General features: G+C 74.9%; 14 protein-coding genes and 1 riboswitch. Of the genes, 6 read left to right on the top strand and 8 right to left on the bottom strand.

All coding sequences use genetic code 11. The annotated features are described in order from the left end of the window. Nucleotides 1-42: 42 nt before the first annotated feature. The 4 genes from FRAEUI1C_RS02565 to FRAEUI1C_RS41540 form a co-directional block, all read right to left on the bottom strand. Nucleotides 43-498, bottom strand: a complete 456-nt coding sequence (locus FRAEUI1C_RS02565; protein WP_013421719.1) for a MaoC family dehydratase — start codon at nucleotides 496-498, stop codon at nucleotides 43-45. A 172-nt stretch (nucleotides 499-670) separates the two neighbouring features. Next, nucleotides 671-1954 (bottom strand): Fic family protein, encoded by a 1284-nt coding sequence (locus tag FRAEUI1C_RS02560; protein WP_232425275.1) that lies wholly within the window; start codon nucleotides 1952-1954, stop codon nucleotides 671-673. Between the two features lie 115 nt (nucleotides 1955-2069). Continuing rightward, the gene (gene gcvP / locus FRAEUI1C_RS02555) at nucleotides 2070-5132 is read right to left on the bottom strand and encodes an aminomethyl-transferring glycine dehydrogenase (RefSeq protein ID WP_013421717.1); all 3063 of its coding nucleotides are present in this window, start codon (nucleotides 5130-5132) and stop codon (nucleotides 2070-2072) included. A gap of 277 nt (nucleotides 5133-5409) precedes the next feature. Further along, nucleotides 5410-5506: riboswitch (glycine riboswitch) on the bottom strand. 422 nt (nucleotides 5507-5928) lie between these two features. Then, nucleotides 5929-6762: a Rho termination factor N-terminal domain-containing protein gene (locus FRAEUI1C_RS41540; protein WP_013421716.1), complete on the bottom strand. Its 834-nt coding sequence runs from the start codon at nucleotides 6760-6762 to the stop codon at nucleotides 5929-5931. A gap of 34 nt (nucleotides 6763-6796) precedes the next feature. On the opposite strand from FRAEUI1C_RS41540, the gene FRAEUI1C_RS35855 reads away from it, so the two are divergent. Beyond that, entirely contained in the window at nucleotides 6797-7672 is an 876-nt protein-coding gene (locus tag FRAEUI1C_RS35855) for a hypothetical protein (RefSeq protein WP_157734788.1), read from the top strand. A gap of 722 nt (nucleotides 7673-8394) precedes the next feature. On the opposite strand, the gene FRAEUI1C_RS02540 is transcribed toward FRAEUI1C_RS35855, so the two are convergent. After that, nucleotides 8395-8655, bottom strand: coding sequence for a hypothetical protein (locus tag FRAEUI1C_RS02540; protein WP_013421714.1), 261 nt, complete (start codon nucleotides 8653-8655; stop codon nucleotides 8395-8397). Between the two features lie 777 nt (nucleotides 8656-9432). Between FRAEUI1C_RS02540 and FRAEUI1C_RS02535 the strand changes: the two genes are divergently transcribed. Beyond that, on the top strand, nucleotides 9433-10131 hold the full coding sequence (locus tag FRAEUI1C_RS02535) for an enoyl-CoA hydratase/isomerase family protein (RefSeq protein WP_013421713.1): 699 nt from the start codon (nucleotides 9433-9435) through the stop codon (nucleotides 10129-10131). Nucleotides 10132-10160: 29 nt separating this feature from the next. Here FRAEUI1C_RS02535 and FRAEUI1C_RS35850 read toward each other — a convergent pair whose 3' ends face one another. The 3 genes from FRAEUI1C_RS35850 to FRAEUI1C_RS02520 form a co-directional block, all read right to left on the bottom strand. Next, on the bottom strand, nucleotides 10161-13151 hold the full coding sequence (locus tag FRAEUI1C_RS35850; protein WP_013421712.1) for a transglutaminase TgpA family protein: 2991 nt from the start codon (nucleotides 13149-13151) through the stop codon (nucleotides 10161-10163). A gap of 487 nt (nucleotides 13152-13638) precedes the next feature. Continuing rightward, nucleotides 13639-15117, bottom strand: coding sequence for a DUF58 domain-containing protein (locus FRAEUI1C_RS02525; protein WP_013421711.1), 1479 nt, complete (start codon nucleotides 15115-15117; stop codon nucleotides 13639-13641). Nucleotides 15118-15180: 63 nt separating this feature from the next. After that, complete coding sequence (locus FRAEUI1C_RS02520; RefSeq protein WP_013421710.1) at nucleotides 15181-16146, bottom strand: AAA family ATPase; 966 nt, start codon at nucleotides 16144-16146, stop codon at nucleotides 15181-15183. 450 nt (nucleotides 16147-16596) lie between these two features. On the opposite strand from FRAEUI1C_RS02520, the gene FRAEUI1C_RS02515 reads away from it, so the two are divergent. The 4 genes from FRAEUI1C_RS02515 (at nucleotide 16597) to FRAEUI1C_RS41805 (ending at nucleotide 24337) form a co-directional block, all read left to right on the top strand. Beyond that, complete coding sequence (locus tag FRAEUI1C_RS02515; RefSeq protein WP_013421709.1) at nucleotides 16597-19536, top strand: NHL repeat-containing protein; 2940 nt, start codon at nucleotides 16597-16599, stop codon at nucleotides 19534-19536. A gap of 173 nt (nucleotides 19537-19709) precedes the next feature. Next, nucleotides 19710-20432: an AMIN-like domain-containing (lipo)protein gene (locus FRAEUI1C_RS02510; protein ID WP_013421708.1), complete on the top strand. Its 723-nt coding sequence runs from the start codon at nucleotides 19710-19712 to the stop codon at nucleotides 20430-20432. 39 nt (nucleotides 20433-20471) lie between these two features. Next, a complete protein-coding gene (locus FRAEUI1C_RS02505) occupies nucleotides 20472-20864 on the top strand; it encodes a VOC family protein (protein ID WP_013421707.1) in 393 nt (130 codons plus the stop codon). Between the two features lie 206 nt (nucleotides 20865-21070). Then, on the top strand, nucleotides 21071-24337 hold the full coding sequence (locus FRAEUI1C_RS41805; RefSeq protein ID WP_438270012.1) for a PASTA domain-containing protein: 3267 nt from the start codon (nucleotides 21071-21073) through the stop codon (nucleotides 24335-24337). Nucleotides 24338-24511 lie beyond the last annotated feature (174 nt).

Raw genomic sequence — 24511 nt, 5'->3', positions numbered from 1 at the left:
GCGTCGGGCGGACGCGCAAGCGCCCGTCCCGACGCCCGCCGCCTAAGCGAAGTAGCGGGAGATGAACTCGGCGACGCAGACCGGCTTGGTGCCGCCCTCGCGCTCGATCGTGACCTGGTTGACGACCTGGACGCCGCCGGTGACGTCCTCGACCGTGAGGTTCTTGATCTGCGCCCGCAGCTTCGAGCCGACCGGCACCGGCGCGGGGAAGCGCACCTTGTTCAGCCCGTAGTTGACCGCCATCGAGATGCCCTCGACCTGCACCACGTCGTGGAACAGCACCGGGATCAGCGACAGGGTAAGGAAACCGTGGGCGATCGGGCCGCCGAACGGGCCGGACTTGGCCTTCTCGACATCGACGTGGATCCACTGGTGGTCACCGGTCGCGTCGGCGAAGGTGTTGACCTGCTCCTGGGTCACCTCAACCCAGTTGCTCGTCCCCCAGTCCTGCCCGGCGAGCGCCTTGGCGCCGTCGATCCCCTGGATGATGCTGCCCATCGCGCTCCTCCTAGATCAGCCCAGCCAGGGCCCTGGCTGGCTTGCCCACGGCGTCGACGCACGGTTCCCGGTCGGGGCGCCGGCCCAGATCGACGCAGTGGCCGCGGCGAGCAGTATCCCAACCTTGCGCCCCACATGCCCGCCTCAGCCCCACCCGCCCCAGACCGGCCGCTCACGGTCTGCGGGGCACCCGGCGGGTCGGTGGGCTGGTCAGGGTGTCGCTCTGTGGGCTCGCCAGGCGTCGTTCCAGGAGGGTGAACGCGTCGATGGCCTCCGGGGCCTCGAATGCCCGGTTTCGCCGACCGACCGTCACCTGTCGCAGCACGCCGGCGTCGACGAGCCGACTCACCGCCTGGTTGGCCGTCTGCGCGGACCGGCCGAGCAGCCTCGCGGCCGACTGCACGGTGAGGACCGGCGCGGCGGGCAGCAGGCCCAGGAGCCGCTCCAGTGTCGAGTCGGGTCGGATCTCGCCGAGCCGCTCGCGCCAGCCACGCTGGATCTCGTCGATGCGCGCCTCGAAGTCGGTCACGTCGGCGCAGGCGCGGATACAGGCGCCGGCGAACAGGGAGATCCACTCGTCGGCCGAGGCGCGGGCCTCCTCGGAATCAGCCGGGCCGACAAAGCGGGTACGGGACAGCGCCTGGATGTAATCCCGCGACCGGGTGGCGAGGATCAGCGAGACCGGCGGCAGCACATCCGTCGCGAGGCCGCGGCGGCGCAGCACCATGTGGATCAGCGCCCGTCCGGTTCGCCCGTTGCCGTCCACGAAGGGATGGATCGCCTCGAACTGCGCATGTGCGATCGCCGCCTGTGCGACGGCCGGCAGTTCGTCCTCAACGCAGAAGGCAGCCAGATCGTCCAGCAGCGCGGGGACGGCCTCCGGTGGCGGTGGAACGAACGCCGCGGCGCACGGGTTGTAGCTGCTGCCACCGATCCAGTTCTGAGCGGCCCGGATCCGGCCTCCGTGCTCCTGTAGCCTGCTGCCGGCGAGCAGGCGCCGGTGGATCTCGAGCAGCCCGTCCGTCGTGATCGGGTCGCCGACGTTGACTAGCTCGGTCGCGTAGGCCATGGCGTCGATGTTGCCGAGCACCTCGGAAGCGGTCACGTCCGTCACCGGCTCGCCCAGCTCACGGCCAGCCTCCGCTCGGAGCACCCGACGGCCCCCGACCTCGAGCCCTTCGATCCAGGACGAGCCGACGGACTCCGCCCGCAGCAGCATTCGGGCGAGCACCTCTGTGCCGCGCAGGGCAATGGCCTCCCGGTTCAGCGAGACGATCGCGTGCTCCGCGTCCACGAGGTCGGCGACCGTCCGCCCGTCGAAGCGAAACTCCCGCGCCACCAGCGGATCTGGCAGGTAGGCGTCGTACTCGCAGGACATTCGATCCCGCCGCGACATGCCGGCGCCGAGATCGCTCTCCCAGCGACGACGCAGGAGCTCACCCAAGACGTCCTCCATAATCAGGAATCATGAGCATAGCCTGAATATGGAAGGCTGCTAATCAGGGCGCCCAGCCGCCCGCGCTCCGGTATGAGCGACCTAGCCGCGGAGGTTTGGCGTTGTGTCTTCGGGGCTAGCCGGCGGCGCCGACTGGGGTGAGGGCGGTGCGGGCGTCTGGGAGGGTCGCGGGGGCGGCATCCGTGAGGGTCAGGTCGGTGGCGAAGGCCTCCGGCGGGGGGCAGGTACAGACGAGGTTGCGGTCGCCGTAGGCGCCGTCGATGCGGCGGACCGGGGGCCAGTACTTCGCCGCGCGCAGCGACGTCACCGGGTAGGCGGCCACCGAGCGGGGGTAGGCGTGGTCCCAGGCGTCGCCGGTGACCATCTCGGCGGTGTGCGGAGCGTTGCGCAGGGGGTTGTCGTCCTTCGGCCAGGTGCCGTCGGCGACCTTGTCCGCCTCGGCCCGGATCGCGATCATCGCGTCGCAGAACCGGTCGATCTCGCCGAGGTCCTCGCTCTCGGTCGGCTCGACCATGAGCGTTCCGGCGACGGGGAACGACATCGTCGGCGCGTGGAACCCGTAGTCGATCAGGCGCTTGGCGACGTCGTCGACGGTCACGCCGGTGTCCTTGGTGAGCTGGCGCAGGTCGAGGATGCACTCGTGCGCGACCAGGCCGTTCTGGCCGGCGTAGAGCACGGGGTAGTGCGGCCGCAGCCGGCTGGCGACGTAGTTGGCGTTCAGCACCGCGACCGAGGTGGCGGCCGTGACGCCCTCGGCACCCATCAGCCGCAGGTAGACCCACGGGATCATCAGGATGCCGGCCGAGCCCCAGGGCGCCTCGGAGATCGGGCCCACACCGGTCGCGGGGCCGGCCTCGGGGCGTAGCGGGTGGTTCGGCAGGTAGGGCAGCAGCTTCTCGCCGACCGCGACCGGGCCGACGCCGGGGCCACCGCCGCCGTGCGGGATGCAGAACGTCTTGTGCAGGTTCAGGTGGCTGACGTCGGCGCCGAACTCACCCGGCTTGGCCAGGCCGACGAGCGCGTTGAGGTTCGCGCCGTCGACGTAGACCAGACCGCCGGCCGCGTGGACGATCGCGCAGGCCTCGCCGATGCCTTCCTCGTAGACGCCGTGCGTCGAGGGGTAGGTGACCATCAGCGCGGCGAGCCGCTCGGCGTGCTGGGTGGCCTTGGCCGCCAGGTCGGCCAGGTCGACGTTGCCGTCGTCGTCACAGGCGACGACGACGACCTTCATGCCGGCCATCGCGGCGCTCGCGGCGTTCGTGCCGTGCGCCGAGGACGGGATCAGGCAGAGATCCCGCGCGGGGGCGCCGGCCGGCGTGTGGTCGCGGTGGTACGAGCTGATCGCCAGCAGGCCCGCGAACTCGCCCTGGCTACCGGCGTTCGGCTGCAGCGAGATGCCCGCGTAGCCGGTGACCTCGACGAGCCAGCGCTCCAGATCCGAGATCATCTCCAGGTAGCCGGCGGCCTGCTCCACCGGTGCGAACGGGTGGATCTCGGCGAACTCGGGCCAGGTCACCGCGGCCATCTCGGCGGTGGCGTTGAGCTTCATCGTGCACGAGCCGAGCGGGATCATGCCCCGGTCGAGGGCGAAGTCGACGTCGGACAGCCGGCGCAGGTAGCGCAGCATCGCCGTCTCCGACCGGTGGCTGTGGAAGACCGGGTGCTCCAGGTAGGCCGACGTGCGGACCAGCTCCGCCGGGACCGCCAGGGCGCCCTGCGCCTGGCTGTCCGGGGCGGCCACCCCGAAGGCGGACCAGACCGCGGTGAGGTCCGCGTCCAGCGTCGCCTCGTTGCAGGAGATCCCGACGTGGTCGCCGTCGACGAGGCGCAGGTTGACGCCGTGGTCGAGCGCGGCCGCGACGACGTCCGCCGCGCGGCCGGGCACCCGGGCGAGCACGGTGTCGAAGAAGGAGCCGTGGACGACCTCCACGCCCCCGGCGCGCAGCCCGGCGGCGAGCCGCACCGCGTGATCGTGGACCGTCGCCGCGATCCCGGCCAGGCCGGCCGGGCCGTGGTACACGGCGTACATCGAGGCGAGCACGGCCGGCAGCACCTGGGCGGTACAGATGTTGCTGGTGGCCTTCTCGCGGCGGATGTGCTGCTCACGGGTCTGCAGGGACAGCCGGTAGGCCGGCTTGCCGTCGGCGTCGACCGACACGCCGACCAGGCGGCCGGGCAGGTTGCGCTCCAGGCCCTTGCGGACGGCCAGGTAACCCGCGTGCGGGCCGCCGAACATCACCGGCAGGCCGAACCGCTGGGTGGTACCGACGGCGATGTCCGCCCCAAGCTCGCCTGGCGAGGTCAGCAGCGTCAGGGCGAGCAGGTCGGCGGCGACCGTCACCACGATCCGGCGGCCGGTGGCCTGGGCGATCACGCCGCGCAGGTCGCGCACCTCGCCGTTCGCGCCCGGGTAGGACAGCAGGACCCCGAACGTGTCGGCGAGCACGTCCGCCGGGAGCGCGCCGGCGGCCTCCTGCGGCTCCTCGCCGGGCTCGGCGGGCAGCGCCTCGACGGGCCCCTCGCCGGGCGCGGGCGACGGGATCGGGCTGAGGCCGACGCGCAGGTCGGCGACGTGCACGTCGAGGCCGAGCGCCTCGGCCCTGGTGCGCACGACCTCGATCGTCTGCGGCAGGGTGTCGGCGTCGATCAGGAAGGTCGAGCGCTTGGCCTTGTCGGCCCGGTGGGCGAGCTGCATCGCCTCGGCCGCGGCGGTCGACTCGTCCAGCAGCGAGGCCCCCGCGGTCGCGAGGCCGGTGAGGTCGGTGACCATCGTCTGGAAGTTCAGCAGGGCCTCGAGGCGCCCCTGGGAGATCTCGGGCTGGTACGGGGTGTAGGCGGTGTACCAGGCCGGGTTCTCCAGCACGTTGCGCTGGATCACCCCGGGCATCACGGCCGGGTGGAAGCCCAGGCCGATCATCGTGGTCACCCTGCGGTTGCGGCCCGCCAACGCGCGCAGCTCGTCGAGCGCCGCGCTCTCCGGGATCGGCGTGGGCAGCGCGAGGGCGCCGGACCGGATGCCGGCCGGGACGGCGGCGTCGGTGAGCGCGGCGAGCGTCGGGTAGCCGAGCTCGGCGAGCATCGTGGCCTGAGCGCTGGGATCCGGGCCGATGTGCCGATCGGCGAACACCGGATACGAGGTGGCCGGCAGCGTCGGCGTGCCGGTGGCGTTCTCGGTCATGGTGGCCACTCCGGTGGGTCAGGCGGGACTCGGCGGGCGCCGGGCTCCACGTCGGGGTCCGGGGCGGGCGCCCCGGGAGACGGCGGCACCGGCCGCGCGCCGGCCTATGGCTCTGGCCGGACGGCGGCGGACCGCCTCGTCTCCCCCTCTGTCATCGGCCTGAGAGCTTCGCCGGACCGGTGGCCCGCCCGGGCGCGACTGAGGCGCCCTCGGCGGACTTCCGTGCCCGGCTTGCACCGTCGGCGGGACACCGCGAGGCGTCCGCTTTCCAGAGTTGCCTGACCCGGCGGTTGGGTGCCTGAGAGTTTGTGGGGAGGTCTTGCTCCTTCGGCGCCACAGGCTGGTTTGCCCGGGACTCTCCCGCGCGGGTGTGAGCGGCACAGTATGTAGTTGGCTAGCAGTGTGTAGTTGGGTCACGGCGGGCCTGCCACCAGCTACCCAAGTCACAGTCGGCGGCTGGCCCAGTCGGAAACAGTCCGTACGCGATCTGTCATTCACGGTCGTATTCGTGAAGTGCGCCACATCTTCGATCAACGGAGTCCCGTGACGCGACGCCCTGTCCACCACGACTTGGCGTTACACAGAACGATCAGTCATGGCCCCTGCCGTCAACCACAACCCCGTTACGACTCTCGGCCTTCCGCCTCCTGTCGCCTTGCGAGCCTATCGGCGGGATCGGCCCGGAGCCACCGCGCGGCCACCCGCGAAACCAGCTCGCAACACGCCACGGTCCGGCCGGATCAGGTTCGGTCGGCCGGACCGTCGGCCTTGGTCGCCGTCTCGCCCCGCGGCGCGGTCAGCGTCGGTTGACCTTTCGGATCGCCTCTACCAGCTCATCCTTCGGCAGCCGGGCCCAGCCGTTGACCGACAGTTCGCGCGCGGCGGACCGAAGGTCGGCGATCGGCGTCGAATTATCCAGCCGCCCGCTCGCGGGCCCGCCCCGATCGGGCGGCCCGCCGCCGGTCGGAGCCACGAAGCTCACACCGCCGGCCGGCTGACTCGCCTGAGCAGGCCGTGGAGCGTTCGGGTCCGGACCAGACCGAGGGCCAGAGCCGGCGGCGGGCGGCCTGCCGGTCGCGGCGAGCTCCGGAGCGAGTGGTGCGGGCGGCGCGCCAGGCGGCCGGACGAGCCCCGACGGCCTCGGTGGCGCCGGCTTGGGTGCCGCCGGCTTCGGCCCCGCTGGGGGCGGTGGCGTCGGCCTGGGGGCCAGGTGCGCCGGGGCCCCGCCCGTCAGCGGAGCCTTCGGGACGGGCGGCGGCTCCTTGCGAACCGGATCCGCGCCGACGCCGGAGGACGGCCGAACGCCGGGCCCGCCGGCCGGCTTCTCGACGACCTTCTCGCGAACCACGGGCTTCTCGACGACCTTCTCGACAACGACCGGCTTCTCAACGATCTTCTCCTTGAAGACAGGCTTCTCTACGATCTTCTCGACTACCACCCGCCGTTCGACGACCTTCTCCGTGATCACCGGCTTCTCGATCTCGATGACTACCGGCCGCTCCACGACCTTCTGCCGGATGACCGGCTTCTCGATCTCGACGTCGAAGGGCCGGTCGACAATCTTCCGGCGCAGCACCGGACGTTCGATCTCGATCACCACCGGCTTTTCGACGACCTTCTGCCGCAGCACCGGCCGTTCAACCTCGATGACAATCGGCTTTGCGATGACCTTCGTCCTGAGAACCGGCTTCTCGATCTCGACGACGACCGGCTTCTCGACGACCTTGACGGCTGCCGGCGCCTGGCCCCTGGCTGCCCTGGGGCTGGTCGATGCCCGTGATTTCATAGCGGGTGCCGCTTTGCTGGCCGCGGCGGGCCTCTCGCTCGGCGCGGGTTTACCAGCCGATGCAGCCTTACCGGATGATGCGGGCCTGCTGGCCGACCCCGCCTTATTGGCCGATCCCGACTTGCTGGCCGACACCGACTTGCTGGCCGACACCGATTTGCCGGCCGGTGCGGATTTGGCGGCCGACCCCGGCTTTGAGACGGATGCCGACTTTGGGACGGACGCCGACTTTGGGACGGACGCCGACTTTAGGACGGACGCCGACTTTGGGACGGACGCCGGCTTTGGGGCCGATACGGACCGGCTCCCCGACCTGGATGTGACGGCCGGCGCCGGCTTGCTCGCCGACGCTGATTTGCCGGCCGGCGCGGACCTGCCGGATGACGCCGACCTGCCAGCGGAACCGGACTTGTCAGCCGCCGCCGACTTGCCACTCGTGGCCCGGGTCGTCGGGCTGGTACGCGTCGCCGGCCTGGTGGCCGAGGTCGCGCGGGCTGTCGACCGGGCTGGTGAGCTCGCCCGCGCCGCGGGCTTGGCCGCCGGACGCGTGGACGGCGCGCGGGCCGCGGGCTTCGCCGGCTTCGCGACCGCCGTCGAGGCGCGGGGGTTCGCGGTCTTGCGAGGAGCCGACGCGGCCGGCGGCGCGGCCGGCCGGACCGTGCCGGACCGCTTCGCCGACGTCGCCTTGGGAGCGGGCGCGGACTTGCCGGCCAGCGGCTTGATGGCGCCGCCCGAGACCGTCGCCCGCGGCTGACGGGACCGGGTCGCCGTGGGCTTCGCCGTCGGCGGGTCGCCGTGCCGGTGCTCCCAGTGGTCACCGATCTTCTCGTGAGTGTGCCGCAGCTTGGCATACGCGACCAGATTCGCCCGCTGGCCCGCCCCGAGTTCGTTGACGGCGGCGTCGTGTGCCTTCTTCCAGGCCACCACCGTCGCGTCGTCGGACTTGGCGATCGCCGATGGCACGCCTGCGCGCAGCTTGTCGGTCGTCGTCTTCGTCGCCATCTGCATCACCTCTTGGCTATGGGTATCGAGATCGCTGGGGGCTGGGATTTCGTCGGCACAGGAATCGAAGTCCGCGGCCGTCGGGCGGCTTCCGCGGATACCTGGGACGCGGGTCCCAGGGACATTGCCCGCTCCGTCGGCCATCGATCGGTGCTGGTGTCCGTGGACGCCGTGCCAGGCAGCGCGGCTCGGTATGGCCGGTCGCCAATCCTGGATCGAAGCCGGCCGGCGGGGCCGGAACGCGAACCCGGCCCTGGTCGGTTCCACCGCCGACGAGCCCCGTGCCCTGCACGGTCGACCGACGGTCAGTTCCGCGTCGCTGCCTGCGTGTCGAGTGTCCTCATCGGTCCCGACCCGGTGTCGGGCTTCTCGTTGTCGGTGCGTTCCCGGCTCGCGCAGCCCAAACCGCGACCCGAGCGCCGTATGGCGACGAACCCGCGACTGGGCCGTCGCCCGGCGGAGCGGCGACGGGGGTCAGGTGAGCTCGTCGGCGTCCGCCTTGGCGGCCTCCACCTCCGTGGCGGCGCCATCCCGCTCCCGCTCGAAGAAGGGCTCGACCGCCCGGTCGGACGCGGTCTGCCGGAATACCTGCCTGGTCATCTCCTGGTCGGTCGCGCCCTCGCCGGCTTCGGCGGTCCTACCGCGAGCCGGCCCGGCGGCGACCTTGCCGGAGCGTGCGTCGGCGTGCTGGGCGGTCTGCCCGCGGCCGGCCGGCGCACTGGTCGGAGTCGTCATCGTCCCCTCCCTGCCTCGTCCTGCTTTTCCTGCCTCGTTCCGCCAGGTACCCGGAGATCGGGCCAGTAGCCGGGCTTTACCGGCCGCCTAGCTCGGCTTTGACGGCCGCCTCCACCGGTTCGGCGCATTTGAGACCGTGTGTCCGGTCGAACCGAGCGCACCCCGACCCGGCCGGTTCGAGGCGCCGGCTTGCCTGCGCAGACGCCGATCAGCCGGCCAGCGGAGCATGCTGCTAGACCTTGATCGAGGCTTGCGCAGGAAAAGAGTGGACAAATTGGGGCACGAGACGCCGCATTGCCTGCGCAACGAGTGATCAAGGCGTTCCGATGCGGCGCGAGGCTCGACTTGATCACTGACTGCGCAGGGGAATTGGGCCGATCGGGGGTGGATGGGGGGCTGAAGCGAGGGCTGGAGGGCGTTGAGGGCTGGGGCCCGGCGTGAAGGCTGGGGGCCCGGCGTGAGGGCTGGAGCTGGGGCCCGGCGTGAGGCTGGGGCCGGGCGTGAGGGCTGGAGCTGGGGGTGGGGGTCGGGTAGCGGCTGCTTGGGGGCGTGGGGTGGGGGATGTGGTCGAACTGGCGCAGCCGGCAGGTCGGTGGGTTCGGTAGCGGTCGGTCCGGGCGCGAGGCCCGTCGATCGGTCGACCCGAGCAGGTGCGGGTTCGAAAAGCCCAAGCTGGATCGCCGCCGGCATTTCGCACGGTCGACGTCTGATCGACCGGCGAGCGGACCCGGATCGGCGACGATGACAGGACGGACCACGACGCGGCGAGGAGCAACGATGCCGAAGCTGGAGCACGACGGCGAGGTGTACGTGCTGGATCTCGGCGACGGCGAGAACCGGTTCACCAAGGACTGGCTTGTCGAGGTCGAGGCACTGCTGTCCGAGATCGAGGCGACGGATGGGCCAAAAGCGCTGGTCACGGTCGCTCGCGGCAAGATCTGGTCGAATGGGCTGGATCTCGACTGGATGATCGCCCACACCGATGAGCTGACCGACTATCTCGGTTCCGTCCAGGCTCTGTTCGCCCGAGTCCTGACGCTGCCGCTGGTCACGGTCGCCGCGCTGCAGGGCCATGCCTTCGCCGGGGGCGCGATGCTCTCGCTCGCACATGACTTCCAGGTGATGCGGGCTGACCGTGGCTTCTGGTGCCTGCCCGAGGTCGACCTGCGGCTGCCGTTCTCCGTCGGGATGTCCAGCCTGATCTCCGCACGACTGCCAGCAAGGACCGCGGCCGAGGCGATGGTCACCGGTCGCCGGTACGGCGGGGCCGACGCCCTGGCTGCCGGCATCGTCGACGCGATCGCCGCGGCGGGTGTCACGGACGCCAGCGAGGCGGAACGCGCGGTCGAAACCACGGCGATCGAGATCGCCCGCCCGCTCACCGGCAAGGCGTCACCGGCCCTCGGCGTGATCAAGTCCAGGCTGTACGCGGCGACCGTGGCCGCCCTGCACGCCATGGAGCCCGTCAGCCTCTGACGAGCCCCATTTCCAGCCGAGGCGCGCGGTCAGCCGCTGGCCGACGGCCATCGGCCGGTGAGAACCGCCCGGGGCGAAAGCCGCGAGGTCAGCCGGCGGCGCCAGGGTGTCGACCGCCAGGCCGCCTGCTCGACCGTCAGGGCGAGTCGCCGAGCCTCGTCGGCCGCCCGACGACCGGCCACGCCGTCCCAGCCCGTCGCGCCGGCGCCCGCCGCGACGGAAGGCTCAACCCCACCGGGTCCACCCGGCAACGCCAGCGGGCCCGTCCGGCCAGCGGGCAGCCCAAACGGACCGGTCCGCCGGCCATCGGCCAGCGCGAGCGCGCCCGTCCGACCGTTCGCCGCCGGCTCCGGACCCGGACCCGTCCGGCCATTGGACCGAGGACCCATACCCGTCCCGCCACTCCGGAGCGGGCCGGTCCGGCCGCTCGGGAGCGGGAGTGGGCCGGTCCGGCCAGGAGGCAGGGCCAGCGGTCCGGTCCGGCCCGCGGGCAGGGCCAGCGGTCCGGTCCGGCCGGCGGGAAGCCCGCGCGAGGCGCGGCCGGCCGCGTGAGTCGGGCCATGCCGGTGCGTGGGGATCGGGCCGGTGCCCGGCACCGGCACCGGCACCGGCATCACGGTCGCGCCGGCCACCAGCACGGCCCCGGCTCCGGTTCGGCCGGCGCCGTCATCCGGCCCGAACAGGGCGAGCGTGGCCAGGTGCGCGAGACCGCGCAGCGCGCTCATGCTGGCGCCCGCGCCGGCAGCGCCTGCCCGTCTGCCGTCGGCACGCTCGCCCCCGACGGCGTCCGCGCCAAGCTGGACGACCTCCGCCGGGCTCGCCGAGACCGGTACGGGCACGCCCACGGCTAGCAGCGCGTCAACGGCATGCTCCCAGGCGAGCACCACCCGTTCCCGGGGCGAGCGCCGGGCGGACAGCCGTCGGCGGCGACGCGCCACTGGCCGCGCCAACGCGACCGCGACGTAGCCAGCCGCCAACGCGCCGAGCCCGGCTGCGACCCACTCCACCAGGCCACGGAGGTGCCCGGCCCGACCGGATGGCGTCGCGGCGGTCGCCGCCGGACGGTTCACGGCCGCCGGCACGGCCAGCGGACCGCGAACGGCCGCGTCGACCAGCGCCGCCTGTGCGTCGGACTCACCCTGGGTGGAGCCGGCCAGCGCGGCACCGCGGGCGTCGACCGCCGACGGCGTCGGGAAGAACGGCAGCCAGCCGGCGCCGTCGAACCGGACCTCCGCCCAGGCCAGTGCCTGGCGTCCGGTCACCGTCACGGTCGCCGCCCCGGCAGGCGCGGCCGGGGTGAACCCGACGACCACCCTGGCCGGCAACCCGAGGACGCGCGCCGCCAGCACGAACGTCGTGGCGAACTGCTCCGACGTGCCGCGCCGGGTGTCGGCGACGAAGTGCTCGACGTGGGCGAGCGAGTGGCCGGGCGGCACCCGCGGGTCGAACTGGAAGTTGGTCGCCAGGTAGTGCTGCAGCAGCGCGGCCTGCTGAAACGGGCCGGTGCCCTGGCCGGCGGCGACCCGGGCCAGGGCCCGCAGCACCGGCGGGACGTTCGCCGGCAGGGCCAGGTACTCGGCGTCCTGCTCGGCGGTCGCCGCCGTGCCACTGGTCAGCGTCGCCAGCTGGGCCACCGCACGGGCCGGCGCCGGCCGTGACACCACGGTGAGGTGTTCGCCCGTCGTGAGGGGCGCCGTCCGCAGCAGCAGCCCGTCGGCCAGATCGGCGGCGAGCCCGGCGTCCGTGGCCGAGCCGACCTGGACGGGGCGGTCCAGCGTCGGCAGCTGCGTTCCGGTCAGGCCTGCGACGGTGAGCTCCTGGGTGACCGGCGCGCCACCGGTGGCCGGCTGGTCGCGGCCGGCGGGGATGGTCTGGCCGGCGCGGGTGTAGCGCGCGGACGAGGTCCAGTTGGCGCCGTCGAAGTCGCTGAGCACCGCGAGCCGCAGCGGCACCGGGCCGGCCGCCTGGCCCGTCAGCCGGACCGTGAACAGCTTGTCGTCCGGCCGGGTGGTCCAGCCGGCGAGCGCCGACAGCGGGTTCAGCCCGGCGACCTGGTCGGCCGGCGTCGCCCGGTACGCCCGCGGGTCCACCGGGCCGCCGGCCGCGAAGGCGCTGGGCAGCACCGCGCCGGCCGTGACGGCCGCGGCGACCACGACGGTCAGCGCACCCAGCGCCCGGGCCGCCGCGAGCGGCCGGGACGGCCGGCCGGGGCCCAGCGTGATCCGGGTCGGCCGGGCCGGCGTCAAGCCGTCCTCGGGCTTGCTCGGGGTCGCTTCGCCGCCCGCCGGTCCCGGCGCGGAGCCGTCGGCGAGCCGCGTCGAGCGCGGCCCCGGGTCCGGCAGGCCACCCGGGCCGGCGCTCGTACCGGGCACCGCTGTTCCCGTCGGGGCCGCTGTTCCCGTCGGGGCGGCGCTTCCCGTTGAGGCGGGGGTTCCCGTCAGGGCGGCTGGCCGGCGGACGAGCACCAGCAGGCCCGCGACCGCGGCCAGAGCCGTCGCCGGGGCGAGGTTCGACCCCTGCCCCGGCACCGCGGCGGCGGTCGCCGCGAGCAGGGCGAGCAGCGCGGGGAAGGCGGGCAGCAGCCGGGTCCTGGTCCGCACGACCAGCTCCGCGCCAAGCGCGGCGGCGAGCCAGGTGACCAGGAATGGCACCACCAGCAGGTCGGCGTCTCCGGGTGCCGGCACGGCGACGTCGAGCAGCCGCGTCGGCCCGGCCAGCACCCCCGTCCGGACCTCCGCGAGCCGGGCCACCGGCCCCCCGGCCCTTGCCGTCACGAGCGCGGCCGCCACCAGGACGAACCCCACGGTCCACAGCAACGCGGACAGCGCGAACGGCGCCGGCCGGCGCCGGCCCCACGACGCCGCCACGACCAGCAGGACCGGCGCGACCGCGGCGACCGGGACGAGCAGCCGCAGGTCGGCTGCCGAGAAAAGCCGGACGAACCCCCACCCGTCGACGAGGGCGAGCGCCACCACCAGCAGGAGCGACGTGGCGCGCCGAGCGGCCGGCTCGGCCGGCACGGGCGCCGGGACAGGCCGGACTCGGGCAAGGGGTACCGGGTTGGAGTCCGCCCGCCCGGCCGCTCCGCCATCTCCCGGCCGACCCTCGCCTCGCCCACGCGGCTCGGGCCCACGCGGCTCCGGTGCACGCGGATCCGATGCACGCGGCTCCGATGTACGCGGTTGCGGCCTGGGCGCCTCGGGTCTGCCCGACCGCGGCCCGCGCGACCGCGGTCCCTGGGTTTCGGGTTCCCGGCCGCTCTCGGGCGCCGGGTTCCGCGCCGACCTGCCTCGGCCGTCCGGAGGCCGCGGCGCGGGCAGCGCCGGCACCGGGACACGCACCGTGTCCGCCTCGGAGCGTTGCACGATCGGCACCGTCGGCGAGGTGGGCCCGTCGACCGACCCGCCGACCGGCGACGCGCGCCGTGGCGAGCTGCCACGGCGTTCCCGGCGCCGCGCGGACTCCACCAGGTCCGGGCGCTCGGGCCCGGTCATCGCCGGCCCCCGCTCACACGGCACCGCCGCCGAAGTAGCCGGCTCGGGCGTTGGACCGCACCCCGGCGGCCCGGCCCCGGCTGCCCACGGGCCAGACCTCGGCCAGCCGAGCGGCGTCCGGGATGTCCACGACGCGCAGCCGGCCGGCCACGCTGGTACCGATCTCGCTGGGCCGGCCGATCAGGTCGAACCGCCCGAGCAGCGTCGCGGCGTCGGGCGCCGAGGACGCGCGGCGCAGCCGGGGCCGATCGGCCGGCGTCCGCCGGGACCGGGCCCGGGCCGCCGCGAGGCTGCGGGCACCGACCCGCACGACCACCACCTGGCCGAAGCGGTGCACCACCGGCGCCACGGCGCGCAGCTGCCCGTCGTCGAAGCCGCCGGTGACGACGACCAACGTGCCGACGCCGCCTCGGCGCACCGTGCCCAGCACGTCGAGGGTGCCGGCCGGATCCAGGTCGACCTCGGCGAGGTCGTCGAGCAGCGCGTAGGTCTCCGGCGCCCGGCCGCGCCCGGACCGGCGGACCCCCGCGGTGGTGAGCAGCACGACGCCGAGCGACTCCCGGGCACAGCCGAGCAGCACCGACGCGGCGACGTCGACGGCCTCCTCGAACGTGTCCGCGCCGACCTCGCCGGGTGGGTAGGCCGCCGGCCGGGTGTCGAGAACGACCGTCGACGCCGGCTCGCTCGGCTCGACGTGCTCGCGGACCATCAGCACGCCGGTCCGGGCGCTGGACGGCCAGTGCACGAAACGCAGGTCCTCGCCGCTGACGTACTCGCGCAGCCCGTGGAAGATCACCCCGCCGGCGGCGCCATCGGCGGTCCGCCCGTCCGGGTCACGGGCGGGGGCGGCCGGTGGGGCGCCCAGGGGGACGGCCCGCGGCCGCACCCGCAGCACGTCGGCCGCCGCGAGCCAGGTCGCCGAGCTGATCAGGCCGAACGGGTCGGACCGGCGGACCAGGACCGGCCCGAAGCCGACCACCCCGCGGCGCTGGGTGTCGAGCGGCAGCTCCACCGCCCGGCTGCTCGCGCCGTCAAGCCGACGAACGTCCACGACGATCGTTCCGGCGGCACCCGCCGCCGGGACCGCGCCACGGGCGCCGTGGCTCCACGGGATCTCGACCCGCACCCGCGGCGACGGCCGCCGGTGCGGATTGCGCAGCTCGACGACGAGCGTGGCCGGCTCGCCGCGCGGAACCCCGGCGGGGCCGACCCGCAACGTGGCCCGCAGGCGGGGCCGGCGGGCCACCGCGAACGCCGCGATCAGCAGCGCGGCGAGGGCCGCCGCGGCGAGGGCCGCGAGCTCGGCGTAGCGCAGCACGAAGGCACCCGCCGCCAGCACCACGGCGGTGGCGAGGACTCCGACGCCCAACGGCGTGACCCGGGTGACCACCGTCGGCCGCTGCTCGGGCGCCTCCTTCGGGGCCGCCGCCGGGCCGCCGAGCGCCAGTCCGTCCGCGCTCAGAGCGACCGCCGCGACGCCGGTCGACGGCACCTCATCCGTCGCCGCCTCGTCTCGGGCCTGTCGGCTCGCCGTATCCGCTCCCGCGCCCACCGGTCAGACGCCGATGAGCCGACGCGGCGACGGGACCGCCCGCAGCACCTCGGCGACGACATCCTCGGCGGTGACCCGCTTCAGCTCCGTCTCAGGGCTGAGGACCAGCCGGTGCGCGAGCACCGGGGCGGCGAGCGCCTTCACGTCGTCCGGGGTGGCGAACTCCCGGCCGGTCGAGGCGGCGCGCACCTGGACGGCCCGCAGCAGGGCGACGCTGCCCCGCGGGCTCCCGCCGAGGCGCAGCACGTCCGGGATGCGCCGGGTCGAGGCGACCAGGTCGACGATGTAGCGGCGCAGCGCCGGGGCCACGTGCACCGACAGGGTCCGCTCGCTGTGGGTGACGACGTCCTCGGCGCGCATCACCGGGGACAGGTCCTCGACCCGGCGGCCGACCTGCCGGCTCTCCAGGATCTCCAGCTCGGCCTCGGTGCTCGGGTAGCCCAGGCGCAGCCGCATCAGGAACCGGTCGACCTGGGCCTCCGGGAGCGCGTACGTGCCGTCCATGTCGACCGGGTTCTGCGTCGCCACGACCATGAACGGCAGCGGCACCGGGTAGCGGGTGCCGTCGACGGTGACGTAGCGCTCCTCCATCACCTCGAGCAGCGCCGACTGCGTCTTCGGGGACGCCCGGTTGATCTCGTCGCCGATGACGAGGTTCGCGAAGACCGGGCCGGGCCGGAAGCCGAACTCGCCGAGGCGCTGGTTGTAGACCGTGGTGCCGGTGATGTCGGAGGGCAGCAGGTCGGGAGTGAACTGGATCCGGTGCGAGCTCGCGTTGACCGACGCCGCGAGGCTGCGGGCCAGCGTGGTCTTGCCCAGGCCGGGCACATCCTCGACGAGCAGGTGGCCCTCCGCGAACAGGCAGATGACCGCGAGCTCGATCGCCTCCCGCTTGCCGCGGATCACCCGTTCGACGTTCGTGACCACGTCGGAGAAGGCCGTCGCGAAGATGTCCAGCTCGGCGCTCATCGGGCGCCACCGCGGATCGGGCCGGGGATCGTCACGGTGCGGTTCCCTCCGTGGGCTGCGGGAGCTGCGTGGGCTGCGGGAGCTGCGTGGGTCGCGGGAACGCTGTCGGCTACCGAAGGCCACGGCGGCCGGCGGACGTGACGCGCGGCTTCGCCGCGAGTGGCAGGCGGGTCGCACCGTCCGAGGGGGACGGCCGGCGCGACCCGCCCGCACGGGCGGCGGGGGGAGCCGCCCGGAACCGGCTCGGTGTGCGCGCCCGCCGGGTTTCCCCGCGGCCCGAGTCGGTTCGCTCAGTTCAGACGAGGACGCCCCGGCATTCGTTGTCTCCGACGCCCGAGAAAGTTGACCGCTCGGTGATTTCGGCAGCTCCCGCCCGTGAGCCGGCTACCGACGAGCATCTGGTCCCGCGCGGCTCGCAACCCGTCTGGCTGGCCGGCCGTCACACGTGCCGTGACCCGCACACCGCGAAGCGGACCGCCCGCGCCCAGTTCGGCCGGCCCCGTCGGAACGCCCGGCTCCAGCGGGCTGGCGGGCCTCGGCCCGCTCGCGGGTCCGGCCGCGGCGCCCGGCGACGAGCACGCCGAACAGAATGGCGGGCCGCGGGACGAGCCGGCACCGTCGGGCCGGGCCCGCCGGCTGACGTCGATCGCCGCGGCGCTCGCGCTTGTCGCGGTCGGTGGCGCGGCGGCGCTCGGCCGCGGCTCCCACTCGGTGGCGTTGACGCTGTCGGACGGCGGCGGCTGGCTCGCGAGCGAGCGGCTCGGTCTGCTGTTCCACGTCAACGGGCCGTCCGGGCAGGCCGACGCGGCGGTGACGCTCCCCGGCGCGGCCGGGCACCCGCTGACCGTGCTGACCGGCTTCGCCCGGCCGGCCGCCGCGGCTCCCACCGACGCGGCGCCGTCCGGGCCGGCCGGGACCCGCCCGTCGGCGTCCGCCACGACGCCGACCCCGTCGGCCGCCGCCGCGCGGGCGCCGGGAGCCGCCGCTACCGGGGCAGCGGCGGACCTCGGCGCCGGCTGGCCGTCGGACCAGGCCGAAGCCGTGATCGTCGTGGACGATCTCGCGGGCACCGTCTGGCTGGTCGACCCGTCGCTGCTGACGATCAGCGCCTCGGTCGCGCTGCCGCCCGGGGCCGTCGTGCTCGCCGCGGCCGGGGACGCCTACGCGGTGGACGCCGCCACCGGCCGGGTGATCCGCCTCGACCCGCGCACGCTGGCCCAGCTCGGCGCGCCGATCACCTTCCCGGCCGGGCTGGGGACCGCGGCCCAGACGCCGGACGGGACGCTGTGGGTGCCGGTCGCGAGTGCCGGCACGGTCGTCCCGGTCCGCGCCGGGACGCCGGGGACGCCGGTTCCGGTGGCGCCGGCGGGCGACCGGCTCGACGTCACGACGGTCGCCGGGTCCGCGGTGGTCGTCGACCAGACGGCCGGCACGGTCGTCCGCCTCGCGATGGACCACGCCGACGCCGCGATCCGGCTTCCGGACGCCCCGGCGACCTCCGGGGCCGCGGCCCGGCTGCTCCTGCCGACCAGCACAGACGGCCAGGTCCTGGCGCTCGCCCAGCCGGCGAACGGCGAGTTGCTGCTCGCGGACCTCGCCACCGGGCGGGTCAGCACGACGACGTTGCCGGCCGTCGGAGCGGCGGACGTCGACGTGTCCGCCCTCGCGGCGGCGACCGGCACGGGCACCGGCGCCGGGCACCAGGTCGGAGCGCCGGTCTCCCACGACGGCCAGGTCTACGTGCCCGACTCGAATGCCGGCGTCGTCTGGGACTTCGACCCGAAGACGGCCCGGTTCGCCGCGCCGGTGCCGGTCGCGCCGGTCGGCACCCCGTCGCGGATCAGCCTGGACGTCCAGAGCGGCCAGCTCTGGATCAATGACGAGACCGGCCCGACCGTCGTCCTGGTCAACGGCGCCAGCCGGCGGACCCTGCTGAAGTTCGGCGCGGCCCTGCCGGGAGGCCTCCGCACGAACACCCCGCGCCCGCTGCCACCCGGCCCGACGCCGACGGCCAGCCAGTCGTCGTCCCAGGGCGGCGGCACGGGGGCAGGCGGCACGGGGTCCGGCGGCCGGCCGGGCCTGATCTGGCCCGGCTGGACCCCGTCCAGCCGACCCGGTACGCGAGGCGACGGCGGCGGCCGAGCGGACGGCACGGGCCGGGGCACCGGCGGGCGGGGCGACGACCGGACCGGGGCTGGAAACGGCCGTGGCGGCGGACAGCCGGGTGGGCAGACCGGCGAGCCGACCGGGAACCGGCCGACGGGCCCCGGCCAGCCCGAGCCGCCGGCCAGCAACACCGCGGCCCCGCCACAGCCGGAGCCGACCGCCGGTCAGCAGACGCCGGGCGAGCCGACGGGCTCGGGCGGACCCGGCGGCGGCCAGACCGGCGGCACCGACCAGGCCGGTGCGGGCGGTGGTGTCGGCACCGGGGGCTCGCAGGCGGCGTCCGGGGCGGGCGTCGACGGACAGTCGCCGAACCAGGCCGGGGACGGGGCACCGGGGCCCGCCGACCCGCCGGCGGCCCAGCCGACGACGGCGCCCGCGCCTACCGGTCCGCCCAGCGGCTCGGCCGGCGCGCCAGGCCATCCGACCGGCCCCGCGACGCCGACTCCGTCTCCGGGCCACGCGCCGACCCCGCCCGACCAGGGCTCGCCACGGCCACCGGGGTTCTGGCTGCTCACCGCCGACGGCACGGTGCTCGCCCGTGGCACCGCCCAGGCGGTCGCCAGCACCGGCGCCGACCCCGGCGCTGTCGCGATCGCGCCGACCGCGACCGGCCGGGGCTACTGGCTGGTCGACGCCACCGGCGCCGGCCGACCGGTTGGCGACGCGCCCGCCGTGCCGGCCGCGGCCGGCACCGGCACGGTCGTGGCGGCCGCCGCGGGGCCGACCGGTGGCGGGTACTGGACGGTCACCGCCACCGGCACCGTCGTCCCGCACGGCACGCTGACCGGCTACGGGTCGCTGCTCTCGGCGCCCGGGGCGCCGGTCGTCGGCATCGCGGCCACCCCGACCGGCGGTGGCTACTGGCTCCTCGACGCCGCCGGCGGGGTCTACCCGTTCGGGGACGCCGAGGCGATCGCCCCTGGCGCGCAGCCGACCGGCCCGGCGACCGGCCCGCAGCGGTCCGTCGGCATCGCCGCGTCACCGACCGGGGCCGGCTACTGGACGGTCACCGCGGCCGGCCTCGTCAGCGCGCACGGTGGCGCCGGCGGCTACGGCTCGGCGTCCGGGTCGAGCACCGTCGTCGGCATCGCGGCCACCCCCAGCGGCCGCGGCTACTGGCTCCTTGACACCGCCGGCGGCGCGCAGGCCTTCGGCGACGCCATCACGACCGGGGCGACCGCCGCGGCCGGTACCCGGGTCATCGCGGTGGCCGCGGCGCCATGAGCGAAGACCGGGTCCGCAGGGTAGGGCGAGGACGGGCCGTCCGGGCCTGGCCCGGCGGTGCCGCGGCCGTCAGCATGAGGACATTCCCGCCGTATGGGCGCCGCCGCGGGCGTACCCTCAGCGCTCCCGGGAGCCGCCGGTTCGGCGGGCCGGGCATCAGGTCGGAGGCCGTCATGCCGTCAACCAGCTCACGGACCCGCTCGCTCGCCTCCCCGCCTCCGACCGCGCCGGCGACGCGGGTCCTGGCGGCCCGACGGCCAGGCGCCCGCGCCGTTCTGCCCGTGCTGGCGCTCGTCGTCGGCGTCCTCGCGGGCTGCTCCAGCGGCGGCTCAGCCGCGCCCTCGACGCCGGCCACGTCCAGCGGCGGCCCGACGGCGACGTCCAGCCAGGTCGCGACACCGCGGCCGAGCCCCAGTGAGGCGCAGGCGCCGAGCGCGCCGGCCTGGCCGAGCGGGCCGACGTCCAAGGTCCGGTCGACGACACCGCCGCCCGAGCTGGTCAACGTGACCGCCGGGCACGACATCGCGGACGGGCTCAGCTTCGACCGGGTGGTGTTCGAGTTCACCGGCGGGCTGCCGGGCTACACCGCGCAGTACGTCAACCAGGTGCTCAAGCCAGGCCAGGGCACCGCGATGGCGCTCGCCGGGCAGGCGTTCTTCCAGATCGTGCTGACCCCGGCCGCCGCGCACGACGCTGCCGGCCAGCCGACCGTGACGAGCCCGATCGACGGTGGTGGCCTGCCGGCCGTGCGGCAGATCGCGCTGGCCGGCGACTTCGAGGGCTACGTCCACTTCGGCATCGGCCTCTCGGGCGTCGCCGGCTACCGGGTGACCGAGCTGGCCAAACCCGACCGGCTGGTCTTCGACTTCGCCGCCCAGGCCACCGGCGCTCCCTGACCCGCGCGCCGCCCGGTGCCTTTTGGCTAGGGTCGTGCGGTGAAGCTCGCCCAGGTGATGGTGCTCGTCGACGAGTACGACCCCGCGATCGTCTTCTTCACCGAGGTGCTCGGCTTCGAGCTGGTCGAGGACTCGCCGGCGACGACCAACGACGGGCGGCCCAAGCGCTGGGTGGTGGTCCGCCCGCCAGGCGCCGAGACCTCGATCCTGCTCGCGCGTGCCGACGGGCCGGCGCAGTCCGCTGCCGTGGGTCACCAGGCGGCCGGTCGCGTCGGCTTCTTCCTGCACGTCGACGACTTCGAGGCGAGCTACCAGCGGATGCTGGCCGCGAACGTCACCTTCCTCGGTGAGCCGCGCGACGAGCCGTACGGCCGGGTCGTGGTCTTCCTCGACCTCGCCGGCAACCGCTGGGACATGATCCAACCGGCCTGACCCACGGCCGGTTCCGCACGACCCCGGCGGCGGCGCACGCTCCTTGTCGGACACGCAGCGTGGCCGGCGGGGGCCTCCCGGCGAGTCGGTGTCAGGGGTTGTCGGACGTGTCAGGTATACGACAGAAGACAACCAAACTGTCGCCTGGGGCGTCCTCACAGTGGGACGCGCGGCCGTCCGACATTTCTCTGGTCAACGGGGGGGACGTGGACTCACGCGGAGGCGCGTCGCGTGCGTTGGCGCGCCCACCGGCGCGGGCGACGCAGCTGCCGGGCAGCCCGTTGCGCCCGTCGGACCCGCGCGAGCTCGACGGCTACCAGCTGCTGCGCCGCCTCGGCGAGGGCGGCATGGGCACCGTCTACCTGGGCCGATCCCCGACCGGCCGTCGGGTCGCCGTCAAGATCGTGCGCGCCGAGCTGGCCGACGACCCCGAGTACCGGGCCCGGTTCCGGCGTGAGGCCGAGGTCGCCCGCCGGGTCGCCCGCTACTGCACCGCCGAGGTGCTCGACGCCGTCGATCCCCCGGACGGCGCGCCCTACCTGGTGACGGAGTTCGTCGACGGGCCGCCGCTGTCCCAGACGGTGTCGCGGCGGGGGCCGCTCGGATCGGCCGACGTGGAGCGGGTCGCCGTCAGCGTCGCCTCGGCGCTCACCGTGATCCACGCGGCCGGCCTGGTGCACCGCGACCTCAAGCCGTCGAACGTCCTGCTCTCGCAGTTCGGCCCCCGGGTGATCGACTTCGGTGTGGCGTGGGCGCCGGACAGCGTCGCGGTGACCCGCGACCTGGTCGTCGGCACTCCCGCGTTCATGGCCCCGGAGCAGGCTCGCGGCCAGCGGGTGACGTCCGCCGCCGACATCTTCTCCTGGGGCGGCCTGATCATCTTCGCGGCGACCGGGCGGCGCCCGTTCGGCGGCGGAGCGGTGCCGGCCGTGCTGTACCGGATCGTCAACTCGGACCCGGACCTCGACGGGCTCGACGAGGGGCTGACCGAGGTCGTGCGGGACGCCATGCGGCGGGACCCGGCCGAGCGCCCGACCGCGGCGGAGATCGTCAACCGGCTCCAGGCACTGAGCACGATCCGGGCCACGACGCCTATCTGGGTCACTCCCCCGGCCAGCGAGCCAGTGGCCGCCGAGAGCGGCGCGCTCGCGCAGGCGGGCACCGCCGCGAACGGTGCCGAACCGAACGGTGCCGCGCCGGCCGCCGATTCGGCGGGCACGGACGCGGCCGGCTCCGACGCGGCGAGCAGCGGCGCCGCCGAGCCCGTGACGCCCGCCGACGGGTCCGGTGGCGGCCTCGGGGAGGACGCCCCGGCCGTGAACGCCGGGGCCGCAGGTGAGTCGGCAGCCAGTGCGGAGTCGGAGGCCGACGCCGGGAGCTCGGCCGGCGCGGAGGCGGCCGCTACCGGGGTTCCTGCGGCCGACGGCACGGACGCGGCCAGCTCCGACACGTCTGACGCCGGCGCGGGCACCCCGGCCGCGGGCGTGGTGTCGGCCGCCGCGGCCCAGGACGGCACAGATCCGGCCGCCAACGCGGACCAGGCCGGCACCGGCGCGGGCAGTGCCGCTCGGACCGGCACGGCAGCCGGGTCGCCGGGGGCCGACGCGGCCGAGGACGGCTCGCAGGGCGACAGCTCGGTCGGGGACAGCTCGCTGGGCGACGGCACGCTCGGTGACGGTGCCAGCGCGGCCGACGCCGGGGCACACGTCTCCGCCACGGCCGACGACTCTCAGGGGCCCGCCGACGACGCCGTGAGCGAGCCCGGCGCGGACATGGCCGGCGACGACGAGGACCCGCCGACGGTCGGCAGCGGTCCGATACCCGTGGCCGGCCTGAACGACGACTTCACCTTCGGTGACCTGAGTGTCTGGGGTGACGACGGCACCGAGCTCACCGTCGGCTACCTGGCCCGACTCGGCTCCGTCGGCGAGGAGCTGGACGACTCCGACGACCACGGCTTCCGCGACCTGGACTACACCGATTTCGACTCGGCCTCCGGTCTGGACTCCGACGGCCTGGAGTACGCCGACTTCGACGACGGCTCCGGCGGCGTCAACCGGATCAGCCAGCGGACGGTCACGCTACGCGGTGACTCGCCACGCGGCCCGGGACGCACTCTGGAGACCCTGTCGCTGAACGGCCTCGACGACTCAGGCCGGTCGACCTGGCCGCCGCCCCGCAGGCGCGGCCCGCTGGCGGCGCTCGCCCGGTGGTTCCCGGGCTTCGCGCCCGGCGGCCGGATCCCGTGGACAACCGTGATCAGCGCCTTCAGCGTGATCGTGGCACTGGCGGCCGTCGGGGTGGCGGCCGCGGCCGCGGTGGACAGTTCGGGCCGGTCCGCCAATGCCACGCTGGCCGCGCAGCTGACCATCCCGAACAACCTGGTGGGCCTCTCCGTCAAGGAGGCTGAGGCCCGGCTGCACGCGGCCGGCTTCGCTCACCTGCAGTTCGAGATGACGCCCGACCTCAAGCCGAAGGGCACCGTCCTCAGCGTCCAGCCGGGCGAGGGCATCGAGATCGAGGCGAGCGACACGGTGACGCTGGTCGTCTCGGCGGGCCTGGATTCCGTCAAGATCCCCCAGGTCGTCGGGCTCACCGACAGCGCCGCGCGGTCCAACCTGCAGGACGCGGGCCTGACCGTCGTCGTGCGGTCGATCAGCGGGCCGGCGAGCGTCAGTCCCGGCCACGTGGCGGCGATCTTCCCCGCTGCTGGGGTGGAGGTTCCGCCTGGGTCCAGCGTCACGATCCTGGTCGTCGTGCCGGCCGGCACGAAGTCGCTGGCCAGCGTGCCGAACGTGATCGGGATGACGACGAACGACGCGCAGGACGCCCTGCACAAGGCCGGTTTCACCGACATCGCGATCTCCTCCGTCGCCGCCTCGGAACCGGCCGGCACGGTCACCGCCAGCGACCCGGCCGCCAACACGACGACGGCCAAGAACGCGACCGTGACGCTGACGGTGTCCACCGGCCCGGGCCAGACCGCGGTTCCCGACGTCGCCGGCCGGACCCAGGCCGACGCCGAGGCCGCCCTCGCGCAGGCCGGGCTGGTCGCCACCGTCAGGCAGGACCCGGGGCCGTCGACCATCACCGCTGGGCTGGTGGAGACCGTCGATCCCGCGCCCGGCTCGAAGGTGCCGGTGCACGCCGAGGTGACGATCACCGTGGTCAGCACTCAGGTCGCGATGCCGGACGCGCGGGGCCGCCAGCGCGCCGACGCCGAGCGGCTGCTGACCTCCTACGGCCTGACCGTCACGGTGACGCAGCAGTCGAGCAGCGCCGCGCCCGGCACCGTGCTGACGCAGTCGACCACCCCGGGCGCCATGATCGGCCGCGGGAGCAACGTCACGCTCGTGGTAGCGAAGGCCGCCGACTCGCCGACCTCGCCGCCGACCTCGCCGTCCCCACCGCCGACCTCGCCTCCCCCGACCGGGCCGACCTCGCCGTCTCCGCCCGCCTCGGCGACGGCCTGACACCGGCCCGGCTGGTCGAGCCGCTCGGCCGCCGACGCAGCGCGAGCCGGCAGGCGCGTCCTTCTACCGGGCGGCTGCCGTCCGTCAGGCGCAGGTTGCCGGGAGCGAGTCCGGCGACGGCGCCAGAATCGTCGGTTCCCGCCGGTAGCATTGTCACGCATTCAGTAACGACCT

The organism is Pseudofrankia inefficax (genome assembly GCF_000166135.1).
Lineage (GTDB): Bacteria > Actinomycetota > Actinomycetes > Frankiales > Frankiaceae > Pseudofrankia > Pseudofrankia inefficax.
Note: the sequence above shows the minus strand (reverse complement) of the source record. Positions and strands in the feature narration are given on the sequence as shown.

Bases quoted from the DNA above. Each gene is read 5' to 3' on its own strand.
- gcvP (WP_013421717.1), bottom strand. From the start codon at position 5,132: ATGACCGAGAACGCCACCGGCACGCCGACGCTGCCGGCCACCTCGTAT.
- FRAEUI1C_RS02540 (WP_013421714.1), bottom strand. From the start codon at position 8,655: ATGACGACTCCGACCAGTGCGCCGGCCGGCCGCGGGCAGACCGCCCAG.
- FRAEUI1C_RS02565 (WP_013421719.1), bottom strand. From the start codon at position 498: ATGGGCAGCATCATCCAGGGGATCGACGGCGCCAAGGCGCTCGCCGGG.
- FRAEUI1C_RS02510 (WP_013421708.1), top strand. From the start codon at position 19,710: ATGCCGTCAACCAGCTCACGGACCCGCTCGCTCGCCTCCCCGCCTCCG.
- FRAEUI1C_RS02535 (WP_013421713.1), top strand. From the start codon at position 9,433: ATGCCGAAGCTGGAGCACGACGGCGAGGTGTACGTGCTGGATCTCGGC.
- FRAEUI1C_RS02520 (WP_013421710.1), bottom strand. From the start codon at position 16,146: ATGAGCGCCGAGCTGGACATCTTCGCGACGGCCTTCTCCGACGTGGTC.
- FRAEUI1C_RS35855 (WP_157734788.1), top strand. From the start codon at position 6,797: ATGACCTTCGTCCTGAGAACCGGCTTCTCGATCTCGACGACGACCGGC.
- FRAEUI1C_RS02560 (WP_232425275.1), bottom strand. From the start codon at position 1,954: ATGGAGGACGTCTTGGGTGAGCTCCTGCGTCGTCGCTGGGAGAGCGAT.